This is a genomic window from Gibbsiella quercinecans (assembly GCF_002291425.1).
Lineage (GTDB): Bacteria > Pseudomonadota > Gammaproteobacteria > Enterobacterales > Enterobacteriaceae > Gibbsiella > Gibbsiella quercinecans.
On the sequence record NZ_CP014136.1, the window covers coordinates 835,952 to 847,956 of the forward strand.

At 54.7% G+C, this 12,005-nt stretch carries 11 protein-coding genes; 8 read left to right on the forward strand and 3 right to left on the reverse strand.

What is annotated here, in order from left to right:
• Window positions 1-10 precede the first annotated feature (10 nt).
• On the forward strand, window positions 11-715 hold the full coding sequence (locus tag ACN28Q_RS03885) for a phosphatase PAP2 family protein (RefSeq protein ID WP_095845123.1): 705 nt from the start codon (window positions 11-13) through the stop codon (window positions 713-715).
• Window positions 716-815: 100 nt separating this feature from the next.
• On the opposite strand, the gene ACN28Q_RS03890 is transcribed toward ACN28Q_RS03885, so the two are convergent.
• On the reverse strand, window positions 816-992 hold the full coding sequence (locus tag ACN28Q_RS03890; protein ID WP_165907126.1) for a hypothetical protein: 177 nt from the start codon (window positions 990-992) through the stop codon (window positions 816-818).
• A 364-nt stretch (window positions 993-1,356) separates the two neighbouring features.
• On the opposite strand from ACN28Q_RS03890, the gene mepS reads away from it, so the two are divergent.
• The 7 genes from mepS (at window position 1,357) to yejF (ending at window position 10,059) form a co-directional block, all read left to right on the forward strand.
• A complete protein-coding gene (gene mepS, locus ACN28Q_RS03895; protein ID WP_095845124.1) occupies window positions 1,357-1,932 on the forward strand; it encodes a bifunctional murein DD-endopeptidase/murein LD-carboxypeptidase in 576 nt (191 codons plus the stop codon).
• Window positions 1,933-2,080: 148 nt separating this feature from the next.
• Window positions 2,081-2,752 carry a TetR/AcrR family transcriptional regulator gene (locus tag ACN28Q_RS03900; RefSeq protein WP_095845125.1) on the forward strand — a complete coding sequence of 224 codons (672 nt, stop codon included), beginning with the start codon at window positions 2,081-2,083 and terminating at the stop codon, window positions 2,750-2,752.
• Window positions 2,753-2,837: 85 nt separating this feature from the next.
• Window positions 2,838-4,412: a cyclic di-3',5'-guanosine monophosphate phosphodiesterase PdeN gene (locus ACN28Q_RS03905; protein ID WP_095845126.1), complete on the forward strand. Its 1,575-nt coding sequence runs from the start codon at window positions 2,838-2,840 to the stop codon at window positions 4,410-4,412.
• A 104-nt stretch (window positions 4,413-4,516) separates the two neighbouring features.
• Window positions 4,517-6,325, forward strand: a complete 1,809-nt coding sequence (locus ACN28Q_RS03910) for an extracellular solute-binding protein (protein ID WP_095848909.1) — start codon at window positions 4,517-4,519, stop codon at window positions 6,323-6,325.
• An 11-nt stretch (window positions 6,326-6,336) separates the two neighbouring features.
• Window positions 6,337-7,431, forward strand: a complete 1,095-nt coding sequence (locus ACN28Q_RS03915) for a microcin C ABC transporter permease YejB (RefSeq protein WP_095845127.1) — start codon at window positions 6,337-6,339, stop codon at window positions 7,429-7,431.
• A complete protein-coding gene (locus ACN28Q_RS03920) occupies window positions 7,428-8,453 on the forward strand; it encodes an ABC transporter permease (RefSeq protein WP_095845128.1) in 1,026 nt (341 codons plus the stop codon). Before ACN28Q_RS03915 ends, ACN28Q_RS03920 begins: the two co-directional genes overlap by 4 nt.
• Before the next feature lies 1 nt (window position 8,454).
• Window positions 8,455-10,059, forward strand: coding sequence for a microcin C ABC transporter ATP-binding protein YejF (gene yejF / locus ACN28Q_RS03925; RefSeq protein WP_095845129.1), 1,605 nt, complete (start codon window positions 8,455-8,457; stop codon window positions 10,057-10,059).
• A gap of 10 nt (window positions 10,060-10,069) precedes the next feature.
• On the opposite strand, the gene ACN28Q_RS03930 is transcribed toward yejF, so the two are convergent.
• Both ACN28Q_RS03930 and rsuA read right to left on the reverse strand, forming a co-directional pair.
• Entirely contained in the window at window positions 10,070-10,414 is a 345-nt protein-coding gene (locus ACN28Q_RS03930) for a YejG family protein (RefSeq protein WP_095845130.1), read from the reverse strand.
• 526 nt (window positions 10,415-10,940) lie between these two features.
• Window positions 10,941-11,654 (reverse strand): 16S rRNA pseudouridine(516) synthase RsuA, encoded by a 714-nt coding sequence (rsuA, locus tag ACN28Q_RS03935; RefSeq protein ID WP_095845131.1) that lies wholly within the window; start codon window positions 11,652-11,654, stop codon window positions 10,941-10,943.
• Window positions 11,655-12,005: the final 351 nt, after the last annotated feature.

Genomic DNA, 12,005 nt, shown 5'->3' on the forward strand with positions numbered 1-12,005 from the left:
AGGCTTCATCATGACACGCCATCATCTTCCGTTAATACTTTTGTGTAATCTGTTGGGGATTGCACTTTTCCTTTCTTGGTATTTGCCGGCTAATCACGGCTATTGGTTTACGCTGGACTCGTCCATCTTTTTCTTCTTCAACCGGCACCTGGCAAGCGATCCGGCGTTTCTGCACCTGGTGGCGCTCACCAATAACCGCGCCTTTGATATGATATCCCTGCTCGCCATGGGCCTGTTGTATTTATACTTCTTCCTGAAACAGGATGCCGAAGGCCGCCGCCGCCTGATCATGACCGGCATCGTGATGCTGCTCACCGCGGTGGTATTGAACCAACTGGGCCATCTGCTGCCGGTTAAACATGCCAGCCCAACCTTGACCTTTGATAATATTAATCGCGTCAGCGAATTAACCGGCATCCCGACCAAAGATGCTTCCAGCGATAGCTTCCCCGGCGATCACGGCATGATGCTGATTATTTTTTCCTGCTTTATGCTGCGCTACTTCAACCTGTGGGCATTCGTTATTGCGCTCGTGATCACCGTGGTCTTTTCACTGCCACGCGTGATGATTGGTGCGCACTGGTTCACCGACATCGCCGTTGGCTCGCTTTCCGTGGTGTTGGTGGGGATCAGTTGGATCCTGATGACGCCGGCCAGTGATAAGCTGATTAGCTGGCTAAACGGCCATTTGCCGGGTAAACACCGCCCGCAGTAATCCGGCACGCATGGTTATTCATATGGCCGGCCTAATCTATATATTGAATTACGCATAATTAGGCCGCGCCCCAAAATAGCATTTTATTAACAAAACGATTTCAATCCAATATCAATAAAAAATCAGCCTGGGTAAAAACCCAGGCCGGGTAATCATTATTCAAAAAGGACACTACGGCGCCATTTACGCCGCAATGGCGATAATGCGCGGCTTCCCGCATGGTAAGTTTAACTTTTGACCATGTTGTAACAAGAAGTTTTGCTAAAGCATTTTCCACCGCCCCCTTTGCTGCCGATACTCACAGCGAATAAAAAACAACCAATTGAATATTAAGTAGTTTATTATCCAGCCACCGGCCAGGTATTTGGCAATCGGTTATAACGCATCCCGCTGTGTTACATCACAAATTCATATAAAAAAGGGGTGAAAAAGGCTCGCAATCGCCTATGGCTTCCGGTAATCTCGGGCGTAATGTATCTGCTTTAGCACGGCTCGCCCTCAAATCAACTAAAAATGTGCGTTCCAGCACAATTTGGTAGATAACCGATTGTCGATACAGCAGCAGCGCATTAGGCTCGTTCAGTTTGGCATTTTCAGGTAGCGACTTTTGTCGTTAAGGACAAAAAGGGAAAACGATAATAATGGTCAAATCTCAACCGTTCCTGAGATATATTTGGCGGATTGCCCCTGCAATCGCCGCTGCGGTTATACTCTCCGCCTGTAGTTCAAACCACACTTCGAATCTTGATAACGCACAAACTGAGATGCGTGCAGTTAATGACCGCGATGGCCTTTTACTGCAAGCCTCTCAGGATGAATTCGAAGCCATGGTGCGTAACGTTGATATCAAATCAAAAATCATGGATCAGTATGCGAGTTGGAAAGGCGTCCGCTACCGGTTAGGTGGCGAAAGCAAACGTGGCATCGATTGCTCGGCCTTTGTACAGCGCACCTTCCGTGAACAGTTTGGTATGGACCTGCCCCGCTCCACCTACGAACAAGAAGATCTTGGCAAGAAAATTCTGCGCACCAAGCTTCGCCCTGGCGATCTCGTCTTGTTCCGCGCTGGCTCAACCGGGCGCCACGTCGGCATTTATTTAGGCAACGATCAGTTCGTGCATGCCTCCACCAGCAGCGGCGTGATGATTTCAAGCCTGAGTGACAACTACTGGAATAAACGCTACCGCGAAGCGCGGCGGGTACTGACCAACAGTTAACGCCCTCTCCCTTACGTTACCTGAACGATAAAAAATGCCGCAGCCAAGCGGCATTTTTATTTTGCCTGTCTCACGGCATATTTGCACTTTCCCCTTCCGGCTCTTAGATTGAATGGAAGCCCCCTCTCTTTGCTGAAAGATAAATGTCATGGCGCCTGCATTGAACATTAACCGCGAAACCGCCCATAAAAACCCGCGTAAAAACGATCCCGACGGCCTGAAACAACGTATCTTTGCCAGCGCGCTGGCCGAATTTTCCGAAGCCGGGTTGAAAGGGGCCAGGCTGGAGCGTATTGCTGAACAGGCGGGCACCACTAAACGAATGGTGGTTTATCACTTCAAAAACAAAGAGGCGCTGTATATCGCCGTACTGGAATATGCCTACACCCATATCCGCCAGGACGAACTGGCGCTAAATCTCGCCACCCAGCCGCCGGCAGAGGCCATACGGCAACTCACCGAAGCCAATTTCAACTACCATGCCAGCCACCCGGCCTTTATACGCCTGATCAGCATGGAAAATATGCAACGGGGGCAATATGCCCGCCGTTCAGAGAAGCTCCGGCAACTGAACAGCAGCGCGTTGCAAACGCTGGAAGAGATCCTGCAGCGCGGCAAGCGGCTAACGCTTTTTACCGACGAGGTCAACGCGCTGGATTTGCACAGAATCATCAGTTCGTTGTGTTTTCATTATTCTGCTAATCAATATACTTTCGAAACGTTATTCGAAAGCGCTCGCTCGGCGGAAGATAAACTGGCTTATTATCGTCAGATGACTGTCGATGTGGTGATGCGTTATCTAAAATGTGATCACTACTGATACAAATAAATAACAAAGGCTGACGGAAGCATTAAGTCTATTTGATATCATTAAAAAGCCTTATACTTAACCAGGGGATGGTTTTATGAGTTTAAAGCAAGCTTTCACACAGCACCTTTCGCAAAAGCGGCGCAATTTGTTTAACTGCGGGGCGATTGCCCTGTTGGCGTTTATGGTGTTTAGCGCCGTGGCTTTATTGCTGATTCAGCAACTACGTGAGCAATACCAGCACTCGGTCGAGGAACGTACGCATCAGTACGCCATTACTTACCTCAATGAACTGACGTCGGTCATGCGTGGAATTATGCCGCAGGCGCAAAAAAGCTGCGCTTCAATCACGCCGGAACTCACCTACAAGGCGGCATTTACCAGCAGCGTTCGCGCTTTCTTGTTGATTAAAAACGGTGTGGCCTATTGCTCTTCCGCTACCGGCGAGATGGCGTTGGAACTGCGCGAAATTTACCCGGAAATCAACTGGCATCAGCCGCTGGATATGAAGTTGCAACAAGGCACGCCGTTCGTCCCGGACAAACCGGTGGCTGCTATCTGGCTACAGCAACCGGGCAGTGAAGACAGCGGCGTATTGGCGACCCTGGATATCGATCTGGCTCCGTATTTGCTGTTTTCCTCACATGACGATCGGGCGCCGGGGCTGGCGATTATTATGGGCAACCGCGCATTAACCACCTTCAGCCCACAGTTAATGCCGGTGGAACAATTACCCCAGACCAACGCCCATCGGTTATCCATCAAACATTACCCGCTGGCCGTTGTCTTCTATAACCAAAACCTGACATCGAACGATATACGGCTCAGCCTGCTGGGCAGCCTGGTTTTGGCCGTGTTAATCGGCGTGCTGGCTTATTACATGCTCCTGCTGCACCAGAGCCCGCAGCGCGCGTTGCTTAACGGCATACGCCACGGTGAGTTTGTGGTGGAATACCAGCCGGTATTTGCCTGCACAGACCGCGCGTTGGTGGGGATGGAAGCGCTGATCCGCTGGTGGCACCCCACGGAAGGGCTGATCCCACCAGACGTATTTATTCCCTACGCCGAAAGCAACGGGCTCATTGATCCGCTTACCCGCCACCTGTTCGAACTGATTATTCATGACCTCCCCACGCTGGCGCCGGTGCTGCCGAAAGATGCCAAAATGGGTATCAACCTCCCCCCTTCCTACCTGGTCGATCCGGCATTCCTCCAGGATATACAGCCGCTGTTGGCGGCGATGGATCGCAATCATTGCAAACCGGTGTTCGAAGTCACTGAACGCGGCATGGTGGAAGTCGACAATGCGCTGGCGGTGTTTAACTGGCTGCAAAGCCAGGGGATTGAAATTGCCATTGACGATTTCGGCACCGGCCACAGCGCGCTGATTTATCTGGAGCGCTTCGCATTGGATTATTTGAAGATCGATCGCGGTTTTATCAACGCCATCGGCCGGGACAGCATAACCACCCCGGTGCTGGACGCCGTGATCGCCCTGGCGAAGCGCCTGGATATGCAAACCATCGCCGAAGGGGTCGAAACCGCAGAGCAGTTTGCCTTCTTACAGGAACAAGGCGTCAACTATATGCAGGGCTATTACTTCAGCAAACCGCTCGGCCTTCATGCCTTCACCGAATTTGCCCAAGCCTGGCAAAATGGCCGCGATCTTTAATTTTCTTTACCCTGTAAGGGGTTATCGGGTGTTATGCTAGGGTGTATTTTATCAAGCAGCAGTTCAGCCGAATTTTATTTACACAGCAGGAGCTTACCGTATATATGTTGATGCGCGTTTTTGCTGCCCTGGCGTTTGCGGCATGCAGTTTTGCTCTGCACGCCGAAACCATCAATGAAAGCTACGCTTTCGCGCTGCTCGGCGAACCCAAATATTCCAACGACTTCACCCACTACGACTACGTTAACCCTGCCGCGCCAAAAGGCGGGGACGTGCGCCTGGCGGCTATCGGCACCTACGACAACTTTAACCGTTTTGCCTCCAGGGGCGTTCCTGGCCAGAGCACCGGCGATCTGTACGACACGCTGTTCGCCAGCTCCGACGATGAACCCGCCAGTTACTACCCATTAATCGCCGAATCGGCACGCTACCCTGCCGATATGCGCTGGATGGAGCTCAGCATCAACCCGCGCGCCCGTTTCCAGGACGGCAGCCCGATCACCGCCGCCGATGTAGCCTTCACCTTCAACAAGTTCATGACCGAAGGCGTGCCGCAGTACCGCGTCTATTACAAAGGGGTAAAGGTCAAAGCGATTTCCCGCCTGGTGGTGCGGATCGAACTGCCGGAGGCCGACAGGGAGAAAATGCTCAGCCTGCTCAGTACCCGGGTACTGCCGGAGAGCTTTTGGAAAGATCACAATCTCAGCGAACCGCTCGGAATGCCGCCGCTGGGCAGCGGCCCCTACAAGGTGAGCAGCTACCGCGCCGGCCAATACATCACCTACCAACGGGTGCGCGATTACTGGGCAGCCAACCTGCCGGTGAACCGTGGGCGCTTTAACTTCGATACGTTCCGCTACGATTATTATCTGGACGACAAAGTGGCGCTTGAGGCCTTCAAGGCCGGCGCGTATGACTTCCGTACCGAAAGCGCCCCCAAAAGCTGGGCGACCCAATACCAGGGGGGCAACTTCGCACGTAACTACATCGTCAAACAGGATGAAACCAACCAGGCCGCGCAAAATACCCGCTGGCTGGCGTTTAATATCCACCGGCCAATCTTTGCCGACCGCCGGGTGCGCGAAGCCATCACGCTGGCGTTTGATTTCGACTGGATGAACAAAGCGCTGTACTACAATGCCTATCAGCGCACCCGCAGTTATTTCCAGAACACCCCCTATGCGGCCAGTGGCTACCCCGATGCTGCGGAGCTGGCGGTGCTGGCGCCGCTTAAAGATCGGGTGCCGCCGGAGGTATTCAACCAGATTTACCAGCCCCCAAGCACCGATGGCAGCGGTTACGATCGGCAAAACCTGTTGAAGGCCACCCAACTGCTGCAGGAAGCCGGGTGGGAGGTGAAGAACCAGCGCCTGATCAACAGCAAAACCGGCAAACCCTTTGTCTTCGAACTGATGCTGTTAAGCGGCAGCAATTTCCAGTACGTGCTTCCCTTCAAGCACAACCTGCAGCGGCTGGGGATCACCATGGAAATCCGCGAAATAGACGTTACCCAGTACACCCGCCGGATGCGCGAACGCGATTTCGACATGATGCCAACCGTTTATCCGGCGATGCCGTTCCCCAACGCCAATCTGGAGATGTATTGGGGCACCCACTACATCAACTCCAGCTATAACTCACCGGGCGTCAGCGATCCGGCGGTTGACGCACTGTTGGCGCAAATCCTGAAAAGCCAGGGGGATGAAGCCGCGCTGTTGCCGCTGGGGCGCGCGCTGGACCGGGTATTAACCTGGAATATGTTTATGCTGCCAATGTGGTACTCCAACCACGATCGCTTCGCCTACTGGGACAAATTCTCCATGCCATCCATTCGCCCGGCCTACGCCGTTGGCTTTGAAAACTGGTGGTATGACGTCAACAAAGCGGCACGTTTGCCGGCACAGCAACACTAAAGGAGCCGGTGATGGCCGCTTACCTGATACGCAGACTATTGCTGGTGATCCCCACCCTATGGGCCATTATTACCATCAACTTTTTCATCGTGCAAATCGCCCCCGGCGGGCCGGTGGACCAGGCGATTGCCGCCATTGAGCTGGGCCAGCACAGCGGTTTTAGCGGCGGTGGGGTCAGCGAAGGGCTCGGCCATGCCAAAGCCGGCGTCGGCAATGCGGGCGAAGGCCACTACCGGGGATCGCGCGGGTTGGATCCTGAAGTGATCGCCGAAATTACCCAGCGCTACGGCTTTGATAAGCCGCTGCACACGCGTTATTTCACCATGTTGTGGGATTATATGCGCCTGGATTTCGGCGATAGCCTGTTCCGCGGCGCATCGGTGATGCAACTGGTGGGCCAAAGCCTGCCGGTTTCCATCAGCCTGGGGCTGTGGAGCACGCTGATCATCTACCTGGTGTCGATCCCGCTGGGCATCCGCAAGGCCATTCACAACGGCAGCGCGTTTGATGCCTGGAGCAGTTGGCTGATTATTATCGGCTATGCCATCCCGGCCTTCCTGTTTGCCATCCTGATGATTGTGCTGTTCGCCGGCGGCAGCTACCTTGACTGGTTCCCGCTGCGCGGGCTGGTTTCAAGCAATTTCGACAGCCTGCCCTGGTACAGCAAAATCACCGACTATCTGTGGCACATTACGCTGCCGGTGCTGGCGACGGTGATCGGCGGTTTTGCCGCGTTAACCATGCTGACCAAGAACTCCTTTCTTGATGAGATCCGCAAACAATACGTCATCACCGCGCGCGCCAAAGGGCTGGATGAAAAAAAGATCCTTTATCGCCACGTGTTCCGCAACGCCATGCTGCTGGTAATTGCCGGCTTCCCGGCCACGTTTATCAGCATGTTTTTTACCGGCTCCCTGCTGATTGAGGTGATGTTCTCTCTCAACGGGCTGGGCCTGCTGGGCTATGATGCCACCCTCCAGCGTGATTACCCGGTGATGTTCGGCACGCTGTATATTTTCACCCTGATCGGCCTGCTGCTGAATATCGTCAGCGACATCACCTACACCCTGGTCGATCCGCGCATTGATTTCGAGGCACGCCAATGAGCCGTTTAAGCCCGATCAATCAGGCGCGCTGGGCGCGTTTTCGCAGCAACCGCCGCGGTTACTGGTCACTGTGGATTTTCCTGGTGTTGTTCGTGCTCAGCCTGGCCGCCAACCTGATCGCCAACGATAAACCCCTGCTGGTGCGTTATGAAGGGCGTTTCTATCAGCCCTTTATGGTCAACTACAGTGAAACCACCTTTGGCGGCCAGTTGCACACCACCACGGACTATCAGGATCCGTTTATCCAGCAACAGATCGAAAATCACGGTTGGGCAATCTGGGCACCGATTCGCTATAACTACGACACCATCAATTTCGCCACCGATGTGCCCTTCCCTTCCCCGCCCTCGCGCCATAACCTGCTTGGCACCGACAGCAACGGCAGCGATGTGCTCGCCCGGGTGCTGTATGGGTTCCGTATTTCCATGCTGTTCGGCCTGGCGCTAACGCTGTTTTCCAGCCTGATCGGCATTTTCGCCGGCGCGATTCAGGGGTATTACGGCGGCAGGATCGATCTGTGGGGGCAACGCTTCATTGAGGTGTGGTCGGGCATGCCGACGCTGTTCTTGATCATTTTGCTGTCCAGCATTGTGCAGCCCAACTTCTGGTGGCTGCTGGCGATCACTATTCTGTTTGGCTGGATGAGCCTGGTCGGGGTGGTGCGAGCCGAGTTCCTGCGCACCCGCAATTACGACTATATTCGCGCCGCCCGCGCCATGGGAGTTGCCGATCGGGTGATCATGTACCGCCATATGCTGCCAAACGCCATGGTGGCGACGCTGACGTTCCTGCCGTTTATTCTATGCGGCTCAATAACCACCCTCACTTCACTTGATTTCCTTGGTTTCGGCCTGCCGCTCGGTTCGCCTTCGCTGGGCGAACTGCTGCTGCAAGGCAAGAATAACCTGCAGGCGCCCTGGCTTGGCATTACCGCCTTTATCGTGCTGGCCCTGCTGCTTTCGTTATTAATTTTCATCGGCGAAGCGGTACGCGATGCCTTTGATCCCAGCAAGGCGCATTAATATGGCTACATCCCCACTGCTTTCCATTGAGGAGCTCCACATCGCCTTCCGCCAGGGGGGCGAGCTTAGCCCGGTGGTCAACGGCATCTCGCTGCAGGTTGAGCAGGGCGAAACGCTGGCGCTGGTCGGCGAATCCGGCTCCGGCAAGAGCGTAACCGCGCTGTCGGTGCTGCGGCTGCTGCCCGCGCCGCCGGTGGTCTACCCGCGCGGCGATATTCTGTTTGGCGGCCAATCCCTGCTGCACGCGCCAGAAAGTGCATTGCGCAAAGTGCGTGGCAACCAGATCGCCATGATCTTCCAGGAACCGATGGTGTCGCTCAATCCCCTGCACACCATCGAAAAACAGCTGGCCGAAGTGTTGGCACTGCACCGTGGGATGGGGCGTGAAGCGGCGCGCGGCGAAATCATTCACTATCTGGATCGTGTGGGGATCCACAATGCCAAAAGCCGGCTGAAAGATTATCCGCATCAGCTCTCTGGCGGGGAACGCCAACGCGTGATGATCGCCATGGCCACCCTGACCCAGCCGAAGCTGCTGATCGCCGATGAACCGACCACCGCGCTGGACGTCACCATTCAGGCGCAGATCCTGCGTTTGCTGCAAGAGTTGAAGCAGGAAATGGGCATGGGGCTGCTGTTTATTACCCATAACCTGAATATCGTGCGCCGCCTGGCAGACAACGTGGCCGTGATGCGCCAGGGGCAATGCGTTGAACAAGGCGCGCGAGATCGGCTGTTCCAGGCACCACAGCATGCCTATACCCAGCAACTGTTGGCGGCGGAAAACGTCGGTGAACCGTTGCCGCTGCCGGCCGCCGGCCCCGGCGATGAACCGCCGTTGCTGCGCGTGGAGAACCTACAGGTCAGCTTCCCGATAAAACGTGGCTTGCTGCGCCGCACCGTTGCCGAACACTACGCGCTGAAAAACCTGAGCTTTGAACTCCGGGCGGGCGAGAGCGTGGGGCTGGTGGGCGAATCCGGCTCTGGCAAGAGTACCACCGGGCTGGCCCTGTTGCGCTTGCTCGCTTCACGGGGCACCATCTGGTTTAACGGCCAACCGCTGCACCAGTTCAACATGAAGCAAATGCAGCCGTTCCGTAGCCAGATACAGATCGTATTTCAAGATCCCTATTCCGCCCTTAATCCGCGGCTTAACGTGCTGCAGATTGTGGCCGAAGGGTTGGAGGTGCACCAGCAGCTTAGCGCCGAACAGCGCGAGCAGCGGGTGATTGCCGCACTAACGGAAGTGGGGTTGGATCCGGCGCTGCGCCACCGCTACCCGAATGAATTTTCAGGCGGCCAGCGCCAACGTATCGCCATCGCCCGCGCGCTGATTTTGCAGCCAAAGCTGCTGATTTTGGATGAGCCTACATCATCGCTGGATAAATCGGTGCAGGCGCAGATCCTGCTGCTGCTGAAATCGCTGCAACGGCAGCACGGGCTGGCCTACCTGTTTATCAGCCACGATTTGCAGGTGGTGCGTTCGCTGTGCCATCAGGTGATTGTGCTGCGCCAGGGGGAAGTGGTGGAACAGGGCGATTGCCGGGCAATCTTCAATGCCCCCACGGCGGCCTATACGCAGCAATTATTGCAATTGGCTGAGTAACGCAGCGGGGTTAGAAAGGATATTGGGCGCTTACCGGCTCGGCGATCGCCGCCCCGACGTTTTTTAACCGGCAGAGGGTGGCGCTTTCATCGCTGCGATGAACAAACAGGCAAGGTTCCCCTTCCCATTCCACCACGGCGCAATCGACCTGAATTTCTTGCAAAGACAGATTCAACTGATGCATTACCTGCCACGCATCGCAACCATCATGGCTGAGCAACTTCAAGCCAATCAGATTGTTATCTTCGTCTATGCCGTTCAGCGGCATCGGTTCCACCTTGACGCCGGTAAAGCCCGATAGCCAACGATAACTTTGCGGTAAGCGGTGCACCACCGAAAGTTGGATACTGTCCACGTGAAATCCCTAGGTTGAAAAAGTGAAGTACGCGTTACTGACTCACTAAAGTATAGCCGCGGTGAATTATCCTAATGGCCATAATTTTACTTATTAGCAACAATTAATACACAAGAATAACCTTTATCCCGCGTTTGCCGTTCGCTGCTGCGGCAATCATCCGCGTTGCCTGTACAGCATTTTGCGACTCAGCTCGCATTTTTGCGTTATATGTACCCCTTTCACCGCCGGATCTCAACCTTTTTTCTTGCATTGGCGTTACTTTTTAATCGCCATATTTTTACAGAAAATAAACAAGCACCCATAAGGCGATTTGAGGAGGAATGGATAACTATTTGAATTTTGGTTTGAAAAAAGTAAACACCACGTGGAGTATGAAAAGAAATTAAAGGGTTGGCAGGTGAACAGCACCCGCTAAACGGGCGCCATTTTAACAAAAAATACACAGTGATTCGTTTGCAATTTATTAGCAGGATTATTTTTTATGCCGGCCAGCCGGCTGGCCGGGCAGAAAACGCAATTCGCCTTAATCTTGCAGGTGCGGGGCGCCAACGCTGGCGATTTCTTCCTCAGTCAGCGGGCGATATTCCCCCGGCGCCAGATCGTCATCCAGCGCGATGGCGCCAATGCGTTCACGGTGCAGTTCAACCACCCGGTTGCCCACGGCGGCAAACATGCGTTTTACCTGATGGTAACGCCCTTCACTGATCGTCAAGCGCACCAGGGTATCCTCCAGCTTTTCCAACTGGGCCGGCTTGGTGAGATCTTTTTCATTATGCAACTGCACGCCGGCGGCAAAGCGCTGTGCGGTATCTTCCGCCAGCGGTTGCTCCAGCGTAACCAGATAGGTTTTTTCGCAGTGATGCTTCGGCGAGGTGATACGATGCGACCACTGGCCGTCGTCGGTCATCAGCACCAGGCCGGTGGTATCAATATCCAGTCGCCCAGCCGCATGCAGCTTATAAGCCACCGGTTCATCAAGAAAATAGAGCACCGTGGGATGATCGGGATCTTCGGTGGAACACACGTAGCCCTGCGGTTTGTTGAGCATAAAGTAACGCGGGCCGTTCATTTGCTGGAGCACGTTGCCATCAAAGGCCACTTCCTGCTCCGGCGCCAGTTTCATGGCGCCGCTTTTCGCCACCTCGCCATCCACGGTAACGCGCTTTGCACGGAGTTCACGCACTACCAGCGCACGGCTGATACCTAATTGCTGAGATAAAAACTTGTCCAGTCGCATTGAGTCTACTTTGCCTGCCGTTATTGTGATCGTGTTGATCATACTGCTAAAACACAACGCCCTGCCGCTGCATGGCGGGGCCAGAAAGTGCCAGGCTGCGCCCGTGTATAATGGCGGGCACAGCCCGATCGGTAAAAAATCTATGGGGGCCGCCACGAGTATAACGGTGGAAAACGCTGCCTCCCAGCAGTTAATGTTCTCTCGGCTTTTGCTACCCTTCCCTCACCCCTTCCCTCTCCCAAGGGGAGAGGGAGCGCCCGTGCCCATTGCCAACCCCAACGCCGTACATCCCCTCTCCCTCTGGGAGAGGGTTAGGGTGAGGGAAAATCCTCCCTCTGGTTCCGCACTCAC

Bases quoted from the DNA above. Each gene is read 5' to 3' on its own strand.
- ACN28Q_RS03885 (WP_095845123.1), top strand. From the start codon at position 11: ATGACACGCCATCATCTTCCGTTAATACTTTTGTGTAATCTGTTGGGG.
- mepS (WP_095845124.1), top strand. From the start codon at position 1,357: ATGGTCAAATCTCAACCGTTCCTGAGATATATTTGGCGGATTGCCCCT.
- ACN28Q_RS03900 (WP_095845125.1), top strand. From the start codon at position 2,081: ATGGCGCCTGCATTGAACATTAACCGCGAAACCGCCCATAAAAACCCG.
- ACN28Q_RS03905 (WP_095845126.1), top strand. From the start codon at position 2,838: ATGAGTTTAAAGCAAGCTTTCACACAGCACCTTTCGCAAAAGCGGCGC.
- ACN28Q_RS03910 (WP_095848909.1), top strand. From the start codon at position 4,517: ATGTTGATGCGCGTTTTTGCTGCCCTGGCGTTTGCGGCATGCAGTTTT.
- ACN28Q_RS03915 (WP_095845127.1), top strand. From the start codon at position 6,337: ATGGCCGCTTACCTGATACGCAGACTATTGCTGGTGATCCCCACCCTA.
- ACN28Q_RS03920 (WP_095845128.1), top strand. From the start codon at position 7,428: ATGAGCCGTTTAAGCCCGATCAATCAGGCGCGCTGGGCGCGTTTTCGC.
- yejF (WP_095845129.1), top strand. From the start codon at position 8,455: ATGGCTACATCCCCACTGCTTTCCATTGAGGAGCTCCACATCGCCTTC.
- rsuA (WP_095845131.1), bottom strand. From the start codon at position 11,654: ATGCGACTGGACAAGTTTTTATCTCAGCAATTAGGTATCAGCCGTGCG.